The sequence below is a fragment of the Gordonia insulae genome (assembly GCF_003855095.1).
GTDB classification, from domain to species: domain Bacteria; phylum Actinomycetota; class Actinomycetes; order Mycobacteriales; family Mycobacteriaceae; genus Gordonia; species Gordonia insulae.
In genome coordinates, this window is record NZ_CP033972.1 from 670,295 (window position 1) to 689,811 (window position 19,517).

Here is a 19,517-nt window from a genome sequence, read left to right on the forward strand (position 1 = left end):
TCGACCGCGGTGGGCGCGCTCACGTGTAGATCGCCCGGGCCAGGGAGGCGAGGACCTCACCGATGTCGGGTCCGAACGCGAGGATCTTGGTCTCGTCCATCTGCACCACCCGCCGATTCCGTCCCGCGTCGGTCTCCGCGATGCCCGGCAGGGCGAGGACACCGTCCGGACCGCCGACCGTGTCGGCGCCCTGCGTCATCACCAGGATCACATTGGGATCGGCCTTGATCATCGCCTCGGCGCTGATCGCGGTGAACGCGCCGGACAGGTCGGCCTGCTCGCCGGCGTCCTTGCCGCCGAGTTCCTTGATCAGATCGTCTGCGCCGGAGCCGGGTCCGGCGAGCAGGATCAGGTTGCGACCGCGGATGTAGACGAAGGCCATGGTCGGATCGCCCGACGGTGACGGGACCAGGGCGCGGGCCGCGCCGACCTGTGCGTCGGTGCGTGCGGCCAGCCGCTCACCCTGCGTGGGCACACCCAGTGTCGTCGCGACCGAACGGATCAGATCGTCGTTGGAGGCCAGGTTGCGGTCCCCGGGGAACACCACCACCGTCACGCCGGAATCCCGGATCTGGTCGACTGCGGCCGCCGGCACCGCGTTCTCGTCGACGAGCAACACGGTCGGCGCCAGCGCGAGGACGGCCTCCGCGTTGAGACTGTGGCCGCGGTTGGTCACCACAGGGAGGGCTGCGGCCGACGGGAATGCCGTCGACGTGTCGCGGCCGACGACGCGCGAACCGAGGCCCAGGGAGAAGACGATGGTGCCGAGCGTGCCGTTGATGTCGACCGCCACTATCCGACTCGCGTCGGTGACGGTCACCTTGCCGTGGCGCACGGAGTCGACCGTGACCGGAAGCGACGGCTCCGGATCGTCGGCGACCGGAACCACGTCTCTGCTCGGGAGTTCGGCCGTCTGCGGCCCGCTGCGCAGGTGTGCGGTCGGTGCGACCGATTGCCGGGTCTGCTCGATGGGTTCGACGAAGCAGGCTGTCGTGGACCCCGTCAGCATCAGCGCAGCGACGACCAGCAGAGTTCGGATCACCGCGTTCCCGCGCGTCACCTGTTCACCGCGCCTCACGTACCACCTCACGACACCTCCACACCCCGGGCACTGAGTCTCACCTTAGTTCGCAGCCGAACGGCCACCTGCCGGCCCGCCGGTGCCCGGGCGGCACATTTCCGCGGGCGCCGTCTGGATAAGCTGGTTGTATGACTGTTCGCGCTGCACTGCGGCCCGGCACGCTGACGCCGACCCGGCCGGTACCGGACTCGATCGAGCGACCGGAGTACGCCTGGAAACCGACGGCCAACGAGGGCAGCGAGCCGTGGGTGCAGACGCCGGAGACCATCGAGAAGATGCGCGTCGCCGCGAGGATTGCGGCCAACGCGCTCGCCGAGGCCGGTCGGGCGGTGGCGCCCGGGGTGACCACCGACGAACTCGACCGCATCGCCCACGACTACATGGTCGATCATGGTGCCTACCCGTCGACGCTGGGCTACAAGGGTTTTCCCAAGTCCTGCTGCACCTCGTTGAACGAGGTGATCTGTCACGGCATCCCGGATTCGACGGTGATCGAGGACGGCGACATCGTCAACATCGACGTGACCGCCTACATCGACGGGGTCCACGGTGACACCAATGCGACGTTTCTGGCCGGGGATGTCGCGACCGAGGTGGCCGATCTGGTGGAGCGGACTCGGATCGCGACCGAGCGGGCGATCAAGGCGGTCAAACCGGGGCGTGAGCTGAATGTCGTGGGGCGGGTGATCGAGGCCTACGCGAATCGCTTCGGCTACAACGTGGTGCGGGATTTCACCGGCCACGGCATCGGTGAGACTTTTCACAACGGCCTCGTCATCCTGCATTACGACCGGCCGGACGTGGACACCGTCATCGAACCGGGCATGGTCTTCACCATCGAACCGATGATCAATCTCGGTGGGCTCGCCTACGAGATCTGGGACGACGGTTGGACCGTGGCGACCGTCGACAAGAAATGGACGGCGCAGTTCGAACACACCCTGGTGGTGACCGACGACGGCGCGGAGATCCTGACCCTGCCGGACCTGTGACGTCGCCGGCGTGAAGGGCGCGCTGCTCGTCGGCGGCACCAGTTCCGACGCCGGGAAGAGTCTCATCGTCGCCGGTCTGTGCCGGCTGCTGACCCGGCAGGGTGTTCGGGTCGCGCCGTTCAAGGCGCAGAACATGTCGAACAACTCCGCGGTCACGCTCGACGGCGGTGAGATCGGCCGCGCGCAGGCGCTGCAGGCCTTCGCGTGCGGGCTCGCGCCGTCGACGCGGTTCAACCCGGTGCTCCTCAAACCCGGCAGCGACCGCCGCTCCCATGTGGTGGTGCGGGGGCGGCCCGCCGGTGACGTCGGCGCCCGTGACTATCACGCGTGGCGTTCTCGGCTGGCCGGGATCATCGCCGACGAACTCGCCGGACTCCGGTCCGAGTACGACGTGGTGGTCTGCGAGGGCGCCGGATCGGTCGCCGAGATCAACCTGCGTGCGACCGACATCGCGAACATGGGTCTGGCGCGCTCGGCGCGCCTTCCGGTCCTACTGGTCAGCGACATCGACCGGGGCGGTTCGCTGGCCCACCTCTTCGGCAGCACCGCGGTCCTCGACGCCGACGACCAACGCCTCATCGCCGGATACGTGATCAACAAGTTCCGGGGTGACCCCACGATCCTGACCCCGGGGCTCGATCAGTTGCGCGACCTGACCGGACGTCCGACGTTCGGGGTGATCCCGTTCCGATCGGATCTGTGGATCGACGCCGAGGACTCACTCGCCGCGCCCGTCGGCCGGCGCGTCGGCCCACCCGACGGGCCGTCGGGGTCGTCGCCCGTACGGCTGTCGGTGGCCGCGATCCGGCTTCCGCGGGTGTCCAACACCACCGACGTCGAGGCACTGGGCTGTGAGCCGGGCGTCGACGTCACCTGGGTCGACGATCCGGCGAGCGTGACGTCGGCCGATCTGGTCGTGCTGCCGGGCACCCGGGCCACCGTCGCCGATCTGTCCTGGTTGCGGGAGCGCGGCCTCGACGTCGCCCTGGTGGACCGCGCGCGCCGGGCTCGCCCCGTGATCGGGATCTGTGGTGGCTTCCAGATGCTCGCCCGACGTATCGACGATCCCGTCGAATCGGCGGCCGGTCCGGTCGACGGCCTCGGGATCCTGGACATGGAGATCGTCTTCGACCCGGGCAAGGTGCTCCGGCAGGTCACCGGAACCGGGGCGGGTCACCCGATCACCGGGTACGAGATCCACCACGGGCGGGTGCGGTCCACCCGCGAGCAGACGTGGATCGTCGACAGCGCGCACGGTCCGGAGGGCGTCGTGCACGGCGCGGTCCGCGGTACCCATTGGCATGGTCTGCTCGCCTCGGACGCCTTCCGACGCACATTCCTGCGTGAGGTCGCGCGGGAATGCGGCAAGCCGGACTTCGTGGTCGCGGCCGCGACCGTCGTGGACGACATCCGGAACAGGCAGGTCGACCTGATGGCCGATCTCGTCGGCGAGTACCTCGACATGGCGCGCATCGCGGCCGTGATCGAGGACGGGCCGGACCCGAAAGCACCGGTCATCACCCACCACGTCGGCTGATCAGGGGACCGCGGCCCGCAGCCGTCGTTCTCGCCTATCCTGGGCCGGTGGACACGCAACAGCGCTCGGTGACGGTCGGGGAACTCACCTTCGATGCCCGGATCGGGGGACCGGAGGACGGCAAGTGGGTGCTGCTCCTGCACGGGTTCCCGGTGAACAGTTCGTGCTATGACACGGTTGTACCGCGGCTGCACGAAAGTGGTCTGCGCACAATTGTTTTCGATCAACGCGGATACAGTCCGGGCGCGCGGCCCGACGGCGTGGACGCCTATGCGCTCGACCATCTCGTCGACGATGCGCTCGGCGTACTCGACCAGCTCGGAATCCAGTACGCGATGCTGGTGGGCCACGACTGGGGTGGGATCGTGGCCTGGCATCTCGCCGGGAAACATCCGGATCGGTTCACCAGTCTGGTGGCGGCCAGCACGGGCCATCCCTCGGCGATGCGGGACGCCCTCGAGAACAGCGATCAACGTGAACGCTCCTCCTACATCAAGGATTTCATCGCCGATGATGCGGAGGAGAAACTTCTGGCGCGGAAGGGCGTACTGCTGAGGCGTGCCGGCGTGACCGCCGCGGAACTCGAACCGCTCACGGCTCCCGGCGCCTTGACCGGACCCCTCAACTGGTATCGGGCGAACTTCACCGGCAACATCGCCGAGACGCTGGCCTGCCCTCCCGTCGAGATTCCGACCACCATGATCTGGGGCGACGCCGACGCGGCGCTCGGGCGAGAGCAGGCCCAGATGAGTGGGCGCTACGCGTACTCCGACTTCCGGTTCTGCGAGCTCCCGGGCATCGATCACTGGGTTCCGCAGCATGCCGATGCCGCGATGGCGAGCGAGATCGCGCTGCGGTCCGCGGTGTTCTGACCCCGCGGCGTCCGACCGGTCAGCCGAACCGCTCGGTGCGCACGCGTCCGGGTTGGTGCCCGGCGGCCACCATTGCCGCGGCGCAGTGCTCGACGAAACGGTTGGGTCCGCAGATGTACACTGCCGGTTCGTGTTCGGGGCCGATGGTGATCTCGGCCAGTTCGTCGGCGGACAGCCGCCCGACCGGCCGTGGGTCGTCGGCTGGGGCGCTGCGGGTGTGGGCGAGATGAACGGGGAGTCGCCGGTGTTCGATCAGCTGGCGCAGGTCATCGGCGAACAGCATCCGGTCCGGCGACCGCAACGAGTAGACGAGATCGAACGGCACCGTCGGCGCCACGACCTCGCGTGTGCGGATCATCGCCATCAGTGGGGCGAGCCCGGACCCGCCGGCGATCAACTGCACCGGCGCGGTGTCCCGACCGTCCCAGGTGAACCAGCCTCCGTGTGGCTGTGTCACCTCCAGTGGCTCGCCGACCTCGACGACGTCGACGAGATACGGCGAGACCTCGCCGTCCTCCGCGCGCTCCACCGTCACCTCCACCGTGCGGTTCTCCCGGACGTCGGACAACGAGTAGGTCCGCGCCGTGGAGTAGCCGTCCTCGGCGGTGAGGCGGATGTCGAGGTGCTGGCCGGGACGTCCCTGAAACGGTTCGGACAGTGCCAGACGCAGCGAACGCGCGCTGTCGGTGTGACGGACCTGCGAGATGACCGTGGTGATCTGCCAGTCGGTCATGAATACCGCTGCTCGCTCCACGGATCCCCATGCATGTGGTATCCGCGACTCTCCCAGAACCCGGGTGTGTCGGCCGGCATGAAACGCAGTCGCCGCACCCATTTGGCGCTCTTCCAGAAATAGAGGTGGGGGACGAGCAGCCGTGCCGGACCGCCGTGTTCGGCGGGCAGCGGCTCGCCGTCGTAGGTGTCCGCGATCCAGCCGCGCCCGGATGTCAGGTCGCTCACCGCGAGGTTGGTGGTGTACCCGCCGTGGCAATGCGCCATCACGTGGGAGTCGGCGGGCCACGGCAGGTTCGCCAGGATCGTGTCGAACGAGACCCCTCGCCAGCGGGTCTCGAACTTCGACCATCGGGTGACGCAATGGATGTCGGTGGTGATCTCCTCGTGCGGGAGATCCTGGAACTGCGCCCAGGTCCAGCTGTGCGCCCGATGATCCGACGACTGCATCGTCAACGACCAGGCGTCGAGCGGCACGGTGGGGGTCGGTTCGGCCGACAGCACCGGGAAATCGAAGGTGCGGTACTGCCCGGGCGGGAGACGCCCGGCGTCGCGGTCCCGACGACCCACGAAGCCGCGGTTCACGATCGCCATGATGAGATCTTACGCGCGGGGCCGTATTTCGCAGGTCGGGCCCGACGACGCGGAGACCACCGGCCGTCCTCACCGAGGTCGGGAGCGGTCTCAGATGTCGAGCCCGAGGAGTGCGTTCTCTAGTACCTCCGGCATCGCGGGGTGAATCCAGTACTGGCCACGGGCCATGTCGGACGCGTTGAGGCCGAAGGACATCGCCTGGATGACGGGCTGGATCACCGTCGGTGCCTGCGGACCGATGATGTGGCAGCCGAGGAGGCGGCCGGTGCCGCGCTCGGCGATGATCTTGCAGAACCCGGTCGAATCCTCCATCGCCCAGCCGTAGGCGACGTCGCCGTAGGCCTGCACCTTCACCGTGATGTCGAGACCCCGCTCGCGGGCATCGTCCTCGGTGAGTCCGACGGATGCGATCTGCGGGTGGGTGAACACCGCGGCGGGCACGAAGCGGTGATCGACGGTGACGAGATCGTCGGCGTCCCAGCCTTTGAGCAGGTTGGCCTGCACCACCCGCTCCTCGTGGTTGGCGACGTGCTTGAGCTGATACGGCGAGCTCACATCGCCCAGCGCCCACACACCGCGGGCGTCGGTGCGGCCGTGCTCATCGACGACGACGCGCCCCTGGTCGTCGAGCGGCACGCCGATCGAGTTCAGGTTCAGGCGATCCCCGTTGGGCTGTCGGCCCGTGGCGACGAGCAGCACGTCGCCGTCGATGTCTGTACCGTTCGCCAGGCTGACCCGGACTCCGCCGTCGGGAAGATCGCGGGCGCCGGTGACCTGCGCGTCGAGGTGGACATCCCACGTGTCGCGGGCGACCTCGGTGAACCGCCGGGAGATGTCGGAATCCTGTTTGCGCAGCAGTGCCGGTCCGCGGGCGATGATCGACACCCGACTCCCGAGCGCACCGAAGACGTGCGCGAACTCGGCTGCGATGTAGCCGCTTCCGACGATGACGAGATGTTCGGGCAGGCGCTCGAGGCGCATCACGTCGTTGTTGGTGTAGTACCGGACCGCGGACTGGTCGATGATCGGCGGTGCCGTCGCGCGGGAGCCGGCCGCGATGACCACCTCCGAGGCCAGGACCTCCGCGTCGGCGGTCACCAGTCGGTAGCGGCCCTCGTCATCGCGGCCGTCGAACTCGACATGCGCGGCGTGGACGGTGATGTTCGGGCATCGATCGACGCGATACTCCTTGCCGCCGACCGAGATCGGGTCGATACGGCCGAAGACCCGATCAACGATAGAGGGCCAGTCGACCGAGTCGACCCGGGTGTGTACGCCGTAGCGTTCGCCGTGGCGGGCGATCTCGGCGACCTCGGCCGCGTAGACGAACATCTTGGTGGGGATGCAGCCGACGTTGAGGCAGGTGCCGCCGTAGACGCCCTCCTCGAAGATTGCGATCGACTTGTCGTCGAACCGTTCGTCGGGAATGGAATTGCCACTGCCGGAGCCGATGATCGCGAGATCCACGATCTGCGTGGTCGTCATGCGCGCTCGGAGATCGGCGTGGTCGCGGCGTCGTCGGCGGTGGCCGTCGGCACGTCCAGTGTGGTTCGCAACCACGTGTCCACCTCGTGGTAGGCCTGCGTCCGGGCTCGTGGCACCGACAGGAACACGTCGTGTCGGGCGTCGGTCACCGGGACGACCGAGACCCGATCACCGAGGTAGCCGCTCCATCGGGCCATGTGCGCGACGTCGAGGACCACGTCGGAGTTGTCCACGCTGCTCGGATGGCGAGAGTTGAAGATCGTCTTGTCCGACCGCAGCACCAGCGACGGGACGCCCACGTCCACGCCGCCGTGCAGGTGTGCCTGGCCGCGGCGCACGGCGTGGAGGAATCCGAACGTCACCGGGAACCCGCCCATCGGTTTGAGGGACAACTCGTAGGCCCATTCGCCGCCGGTCGTCTCGTGGATGCTCCGCCCGTACCCCTCGGAGAGTTCTTGGGGGATGACCGTTCTCGGCCGCACGGCGGCGACGACGCGGATCACGGTCGAGACCGGCAGACTGCGCAGCACCGGGCTGCCCTGGAGGTCGAACCACGGGCTGTTCAACAGCAGTCCGCGCACGTGCGCGTGGCGCTGGGGTGACTCCTGTCGGAGGCGATCCAGCCACAACGGGGCGATCAGTCCGCCGGTGGAGTGCGCCGCGACGACGACCCGTGCCGACCCGCCGTGGCCGGCGGTCTCGTCGACGATCACGTCGAGGGCACGACCGAGTTCGTCGTCGTACTGACGCAGGTCGGTGGTGAAGTGCGCGGTGTGTTCTTTCGCGAGGGACCGTCCGCACTTGCGCAGGTCGAGCGCGTAGAACGCATATCCGCGGTCGTGGAAGAAGTCGGCGAGGGGTTCGTGGAAGAAATAGTCGGTGAATCCGTGCACGTACAGCACGGCACCGTTCTCCGCGGGTTCCTGCCCGGCCTTGCGGACCAGGCTCGCGGTGATGGGACCCTCGCCGTCGGGATCGTCTCCCAGCGGCAGGGTGAGGACCTCGTAGCGGTCGAGGAGTCGATCGGGTTGCCAGGTCGCAGCGGGCCCGCTGTCGTGACGGGGGGCCCCGGAGGATGCGGTCACGTTTCCACTGTAGAGAAGCGATGCCCGGGAGATACCGCCCGCGGTCGACCGGCGCCAACTGTCAGCCAGCCCACATTTGCCCGAGGCGATTCCGTGGTTCGACCGAGGATGGGGAACAATGGCCGTTGACAGGGACGACCACACAGCTCTACATCAACGTCGATCGTCCATCCTGTGCGAAGGAGAGCTCCGAGTGTCTCAATCGGTGATCAAGACGGACGTCGCGCTGGTCGGTGCGGGAATCATGAGCGCCACCCTCGGCGCGCTGCTACGCCGGCTGCAGCCGGACTGGTCCATCAGCTTGTTCGAACGTCTCGATGCGGCGGCCGCCGAGAGCAGCGACCCGTGGAACAACGCCGGGACCGGCCACTCGGCCCTCTGCGAGCTGAACTACACGCCGAAGACCGCCGACGGTGACGTGAACATCGACAAGGCGATCACCATCAACGAGCAGTTCCAGGTGTCGCGTCAGTTCTGGGCCAACTCGGTGGACAACGGCATCCTCGGTGACCCGAGCGAGTTCATCAACCCCATCCCACACGTCGCCTTCACCCATGGCCCCGCGGGTGTCGAGTACCTGCGCAAGCGCTACGACCGGCTCGCCGGCCAGGTGTTGTTCGAGGGGATGGAGTTCATCGACGACCCGACCGAGTTCACGCAGCGGTTGCCGCTGATGTCCGCGGGTCGCGACTTCGCCGATCCGGTCGCCCTGAACTGGTTCACCGAGGGCACCGACGTCGACTTCGGTGCGCTCACCCAGCAGCTCATCAACTACGTCGGCCGCACCGGTGCGGACATCTACTTCGGTCACGACGTGACGAACCTCTCCAAGCAGTCCGACGGCAGCTGGATCATCAAGGTCCGGAATCTGCGCACGAAGCAGAAGCTGACCGTGCACGCGAAGTTCGTCTTCGTCGGGGCGGGCGGCGGTGCACTGCACCTGCTGCAGAAGTCGGGCATCAAGGAGGCGAAGGGGTTCGGCGGATTCCCGGTGTCGGGCGAGTTCTTCCGTTGCACCAACCCGGAACTCGTCAGCGAGCATCAGGCCAAGGTCTACGGCCAGGCGGCCGTGGGCGCGCCCCCGATGTCGGTCCCGCACCTCGACACCCGTGTGATCAACCACAAGCCCGGCCTGTTGTTCGGGCCCTACGCCGGGTGGTCACCCAAGTTCCTCAAGAACGGCAAGGTCACTGACCTGCCGAGCACGGTCAAGCCGGGCAACCTGCTGCCGATGATGTCGATCGCGCCGCAGGAGTTCGGCCTGCTCAAGTACCTGATCAGTGAGCTCGCCGCCACCCGGGCCGACCGGGTCGACACGTTGAGCGAGTTCGTCCCGCGGGCCGAGGGTGGCGACTGGGAGATCATCACCGCCGGACAGCGTGTGCAGGTCATCCGCAAGACCGGCGTCGGGGGCAGCCTCGAGTTCGGCACCGCGGTGGTCACCGCCGGTGACGGCACCATCGCCGGCCTGCTCGGCGCGTCCCCGGGCGCGTCGACCGCGGTGCCCGCGATGCTGCAGGTCCTCGAGAAGTGCTTCCCCGACCAGTACGCGGGGTGGGCGCCGGCACTCACCGAGATGATCCCGTCATTCGGTCAGAAGCTCTCCGACAACCGGGATCTCTTCCGACAGGTCTGGGACTGGACCAACGCCAGCCTCGCCCTCAAGCGGGACGGCGTCGAGCGGGGCGTCGAGGTAAGCCTCGACCCGGCCCCGGCGGTCTGACATCCTCCTCGTCGATCCCCGGCGTCGCCTGCGGCTGGTGCCCGGGAACGCGACTGTGATAGTCACGACACCATGACTTCGGAAGGGCAGTTACACCACAGCCCGGCAGCCGAGCTGGACGCCGCGACCCTCTATCAGATCCTGCGGCTGCGGATCGACGTCTTCGTCGTCGAGCAGGCGTGTCCGTATCCGGAGCTCGACGGCCGCGATCTCGAGCCGTCGACCCGGCAGTTCTGGGTCGCCGACGACGACGGCGTCATCGCGACGCTGCGACTCCTCACGGATCCGTCGGCCGCCGACGGCGCCACGATGTACCGGATCGGACGTGTCTGCACCGAACGCGCGCACCGCGGTCAGGGACTGACCGCGCGGTTGATGACCGCGGCACTCGCCGAGATCGGCGATCATCCGTGCCGCATCGAGGCGCAGGCCTACCTCGTCGAGATGTACGCCAAGTTCGGTTTCGTCACCGAGGGTGAGGAGTACCTCGAGGACGGTATCCCGCATGTGTCGATGCGACGCGACCCGTCGCCCGTGGCCGGCGCATCGGCCGAATCCGATGGCGGCCACCGATGAGCGGACGCCACCGGACCACGGACGGGCAGGCGCCGATCCGCTATCCGTTCAGCGCGGTCGTCGGCCAGGAACGACTCAAGTTGGCACTCATCCTGTCGGCGATCTCGCCGGGGATCGGCGGTGTGCTGATCCGCGGGGAGAAGGGCACCGCCAAATCGACAATCGTGCGTGGGCTCGGTCCGCTGCTCGGTGACGGGCCCGCCACCCCGGATGGTGGGGGACCGGAGTCCGGCCGCGGGCGTGTTGTCGAGTTACCGATCGGGGCCACCGAGGACCGGGTCATCGGTTCGCTCGACCTCACCGCGGTGCTGAGCGAGGGCCGGGCGGAGTTCACGCCTGGCCTGCTTGCCCGCGCCGACGGCGGTGTGTTGTACATCGACGAGGTCAACCTGCTCGCCGATCATCTCGTCGACGTGTTGCTCGATGCCGCGGCCAGCGGCCGGATCACCATCGAACGGGACGGTGTCTCGCACACCCAGGCCGCAGACTTCGTCCTCGTCGGGACGATGAATCCCGAAGAGGGAGAGTTGCGTCCGCAACTTCTCGACCGCTTCGGTCTCGCCGTCGACGTCGCCGCCGGCCGCGACATCGAGGAGCGCGTCGAGATCGTGTCCCGCCGCATGGCCTTCGACGCCGACCCCGAGGGGTTCGTCGCGCGGCACGCCGACGACGAGACCGAGCTCGCACGCCGTATCGCCATCGCGCGTGACCTGATGCCGTCGGTGTCGATCCCGCCCGCCGAGCTGCGACGCATCGCCGGGATCTGCGCCCATCTCGACGTCGACGGATTGCGCGGCGACATCGTGGTGGCGCGCACCGCCGCGGCACACGCGGCGTGGCGCCAGGCCGCCGAGGTCACCGCCGACGATGTCCGGATCGCCGTCGAGCTCGCCCTCCCGCACCGCAGGCGACGTAATCCGTTCGACGAATCCGGCTTGAGCAGCGAGCAACTCGACGACGCGATGGATGCGGGCGGTCAGGCCGCCGACGACCACACGCCCGAGGACCCGGACCCGACGGACCCGGGGCCCGGGGACGGCGCGCCGTCGGACGCGGGCGAGGAGCACACGCCCGGAACGGGATCCACCTCGCCGGACGACTCCCCGCGCACCGATCCCGACGAGTCGTCCCAGCGGTCGGGCGACGACCGGGAACCGTCCCAGCCCCCGCCGGGCGTGCGATTCGGCACGCCACCGGCCTCCGGCGCCGGCACCCGGGTGCGTCGACTCCGGGTGGCCGGGATCGGTGACGGCGATGACGGCCGACGATCGCGCGCTCGGTCCCGTCGCGGACACACCACTCGCGCAATCGATTTCGCGAACGGTGAGCCGGTCCACCTGTTCGGCACGGTGTTGTCGGCCGCCGAGGGGCATCGGTCGGGAGGCGATCAGGACCGAGGGGGCGGGCCCCGGCCGGTCCGGGTGGCCCCCGGCGATCTGCGGACGGCAGAGCGTATCGGACGCGAGGGCAACCTGGTGGTGTTCGTCGTCGACCTCTCCGGCTCGATGACGGCTCGGCGCCGGCTCTCCGCGGTCAGTGAGATCTGCGTGGACCTGCTCCGGGACTCCTACACCCGACGTGATCGCGTGGCCGTGGTGGTGGCGCGCGGGTCGTCCGCGTCGATCGCGGTCCCACCCACCAAATCCGTCGACATCGCGGTCCGCAGGCTCGCCGAGGTCCGCACCGGAGGTCGCACACCGCTGGCCGAGGGGCTGCTCGCGGCAACGGAACTCATCGAGCGGGCGGTGCGACGCGAGCCCCAACGCCGGCCGCTGCTGGTCGTCCTCACCGATGGTCGGGCGACCGCGGGCCCCGACGCCGCGCCACGTGCCACCGCTGCGGCAGCCGCCGTCGGCAGGCGCGGGATCGACACCGTCGTGGTCGACTGCGAACAGGGCATGATCCGGCTCGGGATGGCCGCCGACCTCGCCGCCGTGATGGGTGCCCGGTGCCTGCCGATGGACCAGCTCACCGTCGGTGCGCTCGGCCATCCCGGCCGGGCCGCCTGACACCCGTTCCACACCAGACCGATCGGCAGGAGACGAGATGCCGCAGGGAGTTCCGGACACCATCCCCGACGACGGGATGACCACCCGGCAGCGGCGGAATCTGCCGGTCCTGGCCGTGCACACGGGCGACGGGAAGGGCAAGTCGACGGCGGCCTTCGGGATGGCCATGCGCGCCTGGAACGCCGGGATGCGCGTGGCGGTGTTCCAGTTCGTCAAGAGTGCGAAGTGGAAGGTCGGCGAGGAGTCGGCCCTGACCGCCCTCGGCGACGTGCACGAGCAGACCGGACAGGGCGGTCCGGTCGAATGGCACAAGATGGGTCAGGGCTGGTCATGGTTGCGGGCCAACGCCGATCACGCCGACGACCATGCCGCGGCGGCGCACGCGGGCTGGGCCGAGATCGCTCGGCGACTGGCCGCCGAGCAGCACGACTTCTATGTCCTCGACGAGTTCACCTACCCGTTGGGCTGGGGGTGGGTCGACACCCATGAGGTGGTCGAGACACTGCGCAACCGGCCGGGCCGCCAGCACGTCGTGATCACCGGTCGACGCGCACCCGCGGAACTCACCGATGCCGCCGATCTGGTCACCGAGATGCGCAAGGTCGCGCACCCGATGGACGCGGGACGCAAGGGCCAGAGGGGAATCGAGTGGTGATCGGCGGCGGCGCGACATCATGAGTGGGGTGCCTGCCGTCGTCATCGCCGCGCCCTCGTCGGGGAGCGGCAAGACGACCGTCTCCACCGGACTCATCGGTGCGCTCCGGGCGGCGGGCCACCGGGTGGCCCCGTTCAAGGTGGGGCCGGACTACATCGACCCCGGATATCACGCGGTCGCCGCCGGTGTCGTCGGCCGCAATCTCGACCCGAACCTGGTGGGCGAGGAGCGCGTCGGGCCCCTGTTCGCGGCGGGTTCCGCCGGCGCCGACATCGCCGTCGTCGAAGGCGTGATGGGTCTGTTCGACGGCCGGATCCTCGACGACGACGCCGGTGTCGCCGACCCGACGGGATTCGGGTCGACCGCGCACGTCGCACGAACGATCGGTGCCCCGGTGGTCCTCGTCGTCGACGCGGCCGGGCACAGTCAATCGCTGGCCGCCCTGCTGCACGGCTTCGTCGGCTACGACGCGACCGTCCGGATCGCCGGCGTCATCCTCAACCGCGTCGGCTCGGCACGACACGAGACCGTGCTGCGTCAGGCGTGCGCCCGGGTCGGGTTGCCGGTGTTCGGTGTCGTCCGACGCGACCCCGGGTTGCAGGTCCCGTCGCGCCACCTCGGCCTGATCCCAGCGGCCGAGCGCCGCGCGGACGCGGTCCGTGCGGTGGATGCGATGACCGTCACCATCGGTGCGGCACTGGATCTCCCGGCGATCGTGGCGGCGGCCCGCACCCGTCGTCCCGAACCGGTGACGACATGGTCGGCGGCCGATGCCGTCGGCGACGCCGCCCGCACGGGTGACGGCGGCCGCCCGCTCGTGGCGGTCGCGGGCGGTGCGGCGTTCACCTTCGGATACGCCGAGCACCGCGAACTGTTGATCGCCGCGGGCGCCGACGTGGCCGGATTCGATCCGCTCTACGACCCGTTGCCACCCGGCACCGACGCCGTGGTGATCGGCGGAGGATTCCCCGAGGAACATGCCGAGGCACTGTCGGCGAACGAACCACTGCGGGCGGGATTGGCCGCACACGCCACCGCGGGCCGGCCGATCCTCGCCGAGTGCGCCGGATTGCTCTACCTCGCAACCGAACTCGACGGTCATCCGATGGCCGGTGTGCTCGACGTCGTCGGGCGGTTCGGGCCGACACTCACGCTCGGCTACCGGGACGCGGTGGCGGTCGGGGACTCCGTCGCGTTCGTCGCCGGCGAACGGGTGACCGGGCACGAGTTCCACCGGTCCACGGTCGGCCCCGGCCCGGGCGCGCCGGCGTCTGCCTGGGCGTGGCGTGACCATGCCGGGGTCGCCGGTACACACGGCTTCGCGACCACCTCCGTTCACGCCTCGTACCTGCACGTCCACCCGGCGGGTCATCCCGGGGCGGTCGTCCGGTTCGTCGAGTCGGCCCGATCCGCCGCGACCCGCCGACACGAACGAAATACGTTGGGGGAGAGCGTCTGATGCCGATGAAGCGGTTGGCGCAGGCGCTGGACGAGCTGACCCGCCAGGGCATCGACGACCCGGCGATCCTCCGCGACCTGCTCGAGGCGGTGCTGGTCGTCGGGCAGGGACTCGAGCTCGACCGCGCGTTGCAGCGGATCGTGGAGGTGGCATCGCAGGTGGTGGATGCGCGCTACTGCGCGCTCGGTGTTCGTGGACCGGACGGTGGCCTGAGCGCGTTCGTCTACACCGGCATCAGTGCGACCCAGCGCGCGCGGATGGATCACCTGCCCGTCGGCCGCGGGGTGCTCGGTCTGCTGATCGAGCAACCGCAGGTGCTGCGGATCCCCGCGCTCGCGAAACATCCGTCATCAGTGGGGTTCCCACGCAATCATCCGCCGATGAACACCTTCCTCGGCGCGCCGATCATCGTCCGCGGGTCGGTGTTCGGCAGTATCTATCTGACCGAGAAGCAGTCGGCGCCGGAGTTCGGCGAGATCGACGAGACGCTGGTGGCGGTGCTCGCCGTCGCGGCCGGGATCGCGGTCGACAACGCCCGGCTGTTCGAGCGCGCCCGCACGCGACATCGATGGATGCAGGCGATCGCGCGCCGGGGCTCGGAACCGCTGGCCGGGATCGCGTTGGCGGACACCCTGTCCCGCCTGTGCGACGACGTCGCGACACTCACCGACGCGGTCGATGTCTTCATCCTCACCGGCAGGTCCGGGGATGTCGTGGTGCGCGGCCACACCGGGGCCGCGGTCGCGGCCGGGGATCTGACATTGCCGCTCACCGGGGTTCGTACCGTCCTGCCGGTCGCCGACATCCCGTCGGAGCTGGTGCGGCATGCGGCTCAATGGGTGACCGTCCAGCCGTTGCAGCGGGCCGCGGGCGCCTTTGGCTGGATCGTGATCACCCACCGCACGCGCCCGGAGTGGGCGGAGGAGGACGTCTCGGGACTCGCCGGCGTCGCAGAGGTCGCCTCGCTGTCGGTGGTCTACGCGGAACAGCAGCAGACCGCGCGCGATCTGGAGGTGCTCGAGGACCGGCACCGCATCGCCCGCGACCTGCACGACCACGTCATCCAGCGACTGTTCGCCATCGGCATGTCGGTGCAGACGATGCTCGCGGCCTCGGTGTCCGGTCGACGGCTGGATGAGACCGAGGCGGACCGGGCCACGACCGCACGGCTCGAGCAGGTCGTCGTCGACCTGGATCGCACCATCGCCCAGATCCGTACCTCGATCTTCGATCTGCAGACGGCACCCGGCCAGCACGACACCTCCACCTTGCGTCGGCGTGTACTCGACATCGTCGCCGAGTTGGCCACCCACGCGCCGATCGCGCCCGGGGTGGCGTTCGCCGGCCCGGTCGACACCGTCGTGCCCGAATCGTTGGGTCCGCACATCGATGCGGTTCTGCGCGAAGGGTTGTCGAACGCTCTGCGCCATGCCGACGCCGAACACATCGACGTGTCGGTGAGCGCGGACGACGACGTGCTGACCGTCGAGATCGCCGACGACGGAGTGGGTATCGGCACGGGGGTGGCCTATCGGGGATTGGACAACCTCACCCGCCGCGCGGAGGAGTGCGACGGAGTGTTCGGCATCGTGACCGCCCCACGGTCCCCGTCGAAATCCGGTGGTACGACGTTGACGTGGTCGGTGCCGCTGTCCGGTTAGGACGTGCCGACGGGTCAGTTCTCTGTGGCGCCCCGGGTGGCGGGATCCGCGGCAGGTGTCCCGGTCGACGGCTCGATGTGGCGACGTCGGACGACCAGCGTGATCGCCAGCACCGCCATCGTCAGCATCGCGATGCCCGAGATCGGCCGGAGCGCACCGCTCGTCAGCCCCGAAATCAGCGAGAAGTCCCACAATGCGTGCACGAGAACCGGAACGAGGAGTCCGCTGGTGCGGCGGCGGATGATGTAGAAGAAGTAGCCGGCGATGATCGTCGCGAAGACCTGGGCAAAAGCGCTCACGCCCTCGGAGAGGAGATTGGTCGCGTGTGCCACGCCGAAGATCACCGTCGACCACAGCGCGACCTTCGCCTCGCTGAAGCCGTTGGTGCGCATGCACGTCACACCGATACCGCGGAACATCGTCTCCTCGCCCAGGCCCACGAGCAGGCACGTGAGCAACAGCATCAGGGTGAACGCGAGTCCGTGGTCGGCGAGCCCGGCGTAGTCGGTGACGGCGAGGATGGACACGATCATGAGGATCGGCACCACGATGAGCCAGCGTTGCACCGGGCGGTCGTCGACCCACACCGGTCGCCACCAGCCGAGCCAGGCGACCACCGCATAGACGAGGACCACCGACACCGCGACCGGCACCGTCATGGTCCGCCACATCTCGTTGATCGTGGAGGGGGCGGCGTAGTCGGTGTCCAGGCCGCGTCCGAGGAACTTCCCGAGGCCTTGCAAGATGATCAGATAGACGATGACCAGACCGACGAACGCGGCGATCCCCAGGTGTCGAACGTGCCCCGGCGTGGCATCGGTGGACGGCGGAACAGTGGGCGTCGACATGCGTCGACGGTAGCGAAACAACGCGACGAGCGCGTGACTAGCCCGGCTTGCCGTCGCGCAGTCTGGTCGCCATCACCGCGACCTGGGTGCGGCGTTGCATGTCCATCTTCGCGAGGATGCGCGACACGTAGTTCTTGATCGTCTTCTCCGCCAGGAACATCTGCTGTGCTATCTGCCGGTTCGTCAGGCCGTCGCCGATGAGGTTGAAGACCTCACGTTCCTGATGGGTCAGGTCGGCGAGCGGGTCGGTCGCCGAGTCCTTGCCCGCGCGCAGCTTGGCGAGCAGCGCCGCGGTGCTCCGGTCGTCGAGCAGCGAACCGCCCTGCCCGACAGTACGAACCGCGGCGACGAGGTTGTGGCCCAGGATCTGCTTGAGGACGAAGCCGGAGGCGCCGGCGAGCACCGCCGCCAGCAGTGCGTCGTCGTCGGCGTAGCTGGTCAGCATCAGGCAGTGCACCGACGGTTCCTGGGCCCGGACGTCGCGACACAGTTCCACACCGTTGCCGTCGGGTAGTCGGACGTCGAGCACCGCGACATCCGGCTTGGTCGCGAGGATGCCCACCTTCGCCTCGCCCACGGACGCGGCCTCACCGACGATCTCCAGATCGTCGGCGGTGCCGAGGAGGTCGCGCAGTCCTCGACGGACGAGTTCGTGGTCGTCGACCAGATAGACGCGGACCGGTGCGTTCGGGACGGCCCCCTCCGGTGTGACATCGGCAGGCATGCCAGAACGGTACCGCAGGTCACCGAGCCCGGGGAGCCATGCGGTTCCGCGACCTGAGACCCATCACATCCGGGACTTTGGGCTCATTTGGACGCCCCGGACCCAGCGCAGAGTGGGTACCGCCCACATACGCGGAACCACGAGGGAGAGCGATGACCAGCCTGATCGGCCCACCGGCGGTATCGGACACCGGGATGACCGGCGCGGACCTGCTGCGGGAGTTGCTCCCGGTCTGCGAGACCGAGGTCGAGCGCCATATGAAGATGACCAGGGACTGGCACCCGCACGACTACGTGCCGTGGGATGACGGACGAAACTTCGCCGCGCTCGGCGGGGACGACTGGGACCCGACGCAGTCGCAGCTCTCGGAGACCGCCAAGGCGGCGATGATCACGAATCTGCTGACCGAGGACAACCTCCCGTCCTATCACCGCGTGATCGCGGACAACTTCAGCCTCGACGACGCCTGGGGATTCTGGGTGGGTCGCTGGACAGCGGAGGAGATGCGGCACTCGGTGGTGATGCGCGACTATCTCGTGGTCACCCGCGGGGTCGATCCGGTCGAACTCGAGAACATCCGCATGGAGCACATGACCCATGGCTTCGACCCCCTGCCGGCCGACGACGGCCAACGCGACCACAGCTACGACATGCTCTATGCCGTCAGCTACGTGAGCTTCCAGGAGTTGGCGACCCGGGTGTCGCACCGCAACACCGGAAAAGCCTGCGGCGACCCGATCGCCGATCGCATGCTGCAGCGCGTCGCGGCGGACGAGAACCTGCACATGCTCTTCTACCGCAATGTCGTGGCGGGTGCGTTGGACCTGGTGCCCGATCAGACGATGGCCGCGATCTATGCGATCGTCAGCAACTTCCAGATGCCCGGCGCGACGATGCCGAACTTCCGCCGCAACGCGGTTCTCATCGCCAAGGGCGGCATCTACGATCTGCCGCAACATCTCTCGGAGGTCGTGATGCCCGTGCTGCGGAAGTGGCGAATCTTCGAGCGGGACGATTTCGGCCCGCTCGGTGAGCACTATCGCGAGCTGCTCGGCGACTTCCTCGAGCAGATGGACGTCAAGGTGCGCAAGTTCGAGGAATCACGCGAGCGTGCCCTGGCGCGGCAGCGCGCCAGGGGACTCGCCGAGGCGGGCATCCGATGACCGTGCTCGACATCGGGGTGGTGGCGTCCGGGGGATGCGAGGGATGCGCGTGTGCGGGTTGCGACCGCGACGACGACGCCGAGCCGCCACGAATCGCCGGGTTCGACACCGCGATCTCCATGGCCGAGGCGGCCGGCTGCGGCAACGTGACCTGGTGGAACACCATCCGCGCGCACGCCGACGATCCGTCGGTCGGGGAGTACGCGGCATCCGTGCTGCTCGCCAGGCTGATCCGCTCGTCAGCTCATCGGCTCGGCATCCCGGCCGCCGATGTCTGGACCGCCATCCGCCGCTCGGGTCGGCTGCCACTCTGAGACAACG

General features: G+C 68.8%; 18 protein-coding genes. 11 read left to right on the top strand and 7 right to left on the bottom strand.

Going from position 1 to position 19,517, the window contains the following annotated elements; all coding sequences use genetic code 11:
• Positions 1–19: 19 nt before the first annotated feature.
• Positions 20–1,009: a heme/hemin ABC transporter substrate-binding protein gene (locus D7316_RS03140; RefSeq protein WP_124711069.1), complete on the bottom strand. Its 990-nt coding sequence runs from the start codon at positions 1,007–1,009 to the stop codon at positions 20–22.
• Positions 1,010–1,209: 200 nt separating this feature from the next.
• On the opposite strand from D7316_RS03140, the gene map reads away from it, so the two are divergent.
• The 3 genes from map (at position 1,210) to D7316_RS03155 (ending at position 4,482) form a co-directional block, all read left to right on the top strand.
• Entirely contained in the window at positions 1,210–2,073 is an 864-nt protein-coding gene (map, locus tag D7316_RS03145; protein WP_124707001.1) for a type I methionyl aminopeptidase, read from the top strand.
• 10 nt (positions 2,074–2,083) lie between these two features.
• The gene (locus D7316_RS03150) at positions 2,084–3,610 is read left to right on the top strand and encodes a cobyric acid synthase (protein ID WP_124707002.1); all 1,527 of its coding nucleotides are present in this window, start codon (positions 2,084–2,086) and stop codon (positions 3,608–3,610) included.
• Positions 3,611–3,678: 68 nt separating this feature from the next.
• Positions 3,679–4,482, top strand: a complete 804-nt coding sequence (locus tag D7316_RS03155) for an alpha/beta fold hydrolase (RefSeq protein ID WP_124711070.1) — start codon at positions 3,679–3,681, stop codon at positions 4,480–4,482.
• A 19-nt stretch (positions 4,483–4,501) separates the two neighbouring features.
• Here D7316_RS03155 and D7316_RS03160 read toward each other — a convergent pair whose 3' ends face one another.
• From D7316_RS03160 to D7316_RS03175, 4 genes are all read right to left on the bottom strand, one after another.
• Positions 4,502–5,215 (bottom strand): FAD-binding oxidoreductase, encoded by a 714-nt coding sequence (locus D7316_RS03160; RefSeq protein WP_124707003.1) that lies wholly within the window; start codon positions 5,213–5,215, stop codon positions 4,502–4,504.
• Positions 5,212–5,808 carry a molybdopterin-dependent oxidoreductase gene (locus D7316_RS03165; protein WP_124707004.1) on the bottom strand — a complete coding sequence of 199 codons (597 nt, stop codon included), beginning with the start codon at positions 5,806–5,808 and terminating at the stop codon, positions 5,212–5,214. Before D7316_RS03165 ends, D7316_RS03160 begins: the two co-directional genes overlap by 4 nt.
• Before the next feature lie 90 nt (positions 5,809–5,898).
• The gene (locus D7316_RS03170; protein ID WP_124707005.1) at positions 5,899–7,293 is read right to left on the bottom strand and encodes a mycothione reductase; all 1,395 of its coding nucleotides are present in this window, start codon (positions 7,291–7,293) and stop codon (positions 5,899–5,901) included.
• Positions 7,290–8,378, bottom strand: a complete 1,089-nt coding sequence (locus D7316_RS03175; protein ID WP_124707006.1) for an alpha/beta hydrolase — start codon at positions 8,376–8,378, stop codon at positions 7,290–7,292. Before D7316_RS03175 ends, D7316_RS03170 begins: the two co-directional genes overlap by 4 nt.
• Before the next feature lie 193 nt (positions 8,379–8,571).
• Between D7316_RS03175 and mqo the strand changes: the two genes are divergently transcribed.
• The 6 genes from mqo (at position 8,572) to D7316_RS03205 (ending at position 16,461) form a co-directional block, all read left to right on the top strand.
• Positions 8,572–10,101, top strand: a complete 1,530-nt coding sequence (gene mqo, locus D7316_RS03180) for a malate dehydrogenase (quinone) (RefSeq protein ID WP_124707007.1) — start codon at positions 8,572–8,574, stop codon at positions 10,099–10,101.
• 72 nt (positions 10,102–10,173) lie between these two features.
• A complete protein-coding gene (locus tag D7316_RS03185; RefSeq protein ID WP_124707008.1) occupies positions 10,174–10,677 on the top strand; it encodes a GNAT family N-acetyltransferase in 504 nt (167 codons plus the stop codon).
• The gene (locus tag D7316_RS03190) at positions 10,674–12,686 is read left to right on the top strand and encodes a VWA domain-containing protein (protein ID WP_124707009.1); all 2,013 of its coding nucleotides are present in this window, start codon (positions 10,674–10,676) and stop codon (positions 12,684–12,686) included. The genes D7316_RS03185 and D7316_RS03190 overlap by 4 nt, the downstream gene beginning before the upstream one ends.
• Before the next feature lie 37 nt (positions 12,687–12,723).
• Positions 12,724–13,341 (top strand): cob(I)yrinic acid a,c-diamide adenosyltransferase, encoded by a 618-nt coding sequence (cobO, locus tag D7316_RS03195; RefSeq protein WP_124707010.1) that lies wholly within the window; start codon positions 12,724–12,726, stop codon positions 13,339–13,341.
• 19 nt (positions 13,342–13,360) lie between these two features.
• The gene (locus tag D7316_RS03200; protein WP_124707011.1) at positions 13,361–14,800 is read left to right on the top strand and encodes a cobyrinate a,c-diamide synthase; all 1,440 of its coding nucleotides are present in this window, start codon (positions 13,361–13,363) and stop codon (positions 14,798–14,800) included.
• Positions 14,800–16,461: a GAF domain-containing sensor histidine kinase gene (locus tag D7316_RS03205; protein ID WP_124707012.1), complete on the top strand. Its 1,662-nt coding sequence runs from the start codon at positions 14,800–14,802 to the stop codon at positions 16,459–16,461. The genes D7316_RS03200 and D7316_RS03205 overlap by 1 nt, the downstream gene beginning before the upstream one ends.
• Positions 16,462–16,475: 14 nt before the next feature.
• On the opposite strand, the gene D7316_RS03210 is transcribed toward D7316_RS03205, so the two are convergent.
• Together D7316_RS03210 and D7316_RS03215 are read right to left on the bottom strand one after the other, a co-directional pair.
• Positions 16,476–17,309, bottom strand: a complete 834-nt coding sequence (locus D7316_RS03210) for a CPBP family intramembrane glutamic endopeptidase (protein WP_124707013.1) — start codon at positions 17,307–17,309, stop codon at positions 16,476–16,478.
• Positions 17,310–17,346: 37 nt separating this feature from the next.
• A complete protein-coding gene (locus D7316_RS03215) occupies positions 17,347–18,033 on the bottom strand; it encodes a response regulator (RefSeq protein ID WP_124707014.1) in 687 nt (228 codons plus the stop codon).
• Positions 18,034–18,185: 152 nt separating this feature from the next.
• On the opposite strand from D7316_RS03215, the gene D7316_RS03220 reads away from it, so the two are divergent.
• Both D7316_RS03220 and D7316_RS03225 read left to right on the top strand, forming a co-directional pair.
• Positions 18,186–19,196 (top strand): acyl-ACP desaturase, encoded by a 1,011-nt coding sequence (locus D7316_RS03220; protein WP_124707015.1) that lies wholly within the window; start codon positions 18,186–18,188, stop codon positions 19,194–19,196.
• Positions 19,193–19,510 carry a hypothetical protein gene (locus D7316_RS03225; RefSeq protein WP_124707016.1) on the top strand — a complete coding sequence of 106 codons (318 nt, stop codon included), beginning with the start codon at positions 19,193–19,195 and terminating at the stop codon, positions 19,508–19,510. The genes D7316_RS03220 and D7316_RS03225 overlap by 4 nt, the downstream gene beginning before the upstream one ends.
• Positions 19,511–19,517 lie beyond the last annotated feature (7 nt).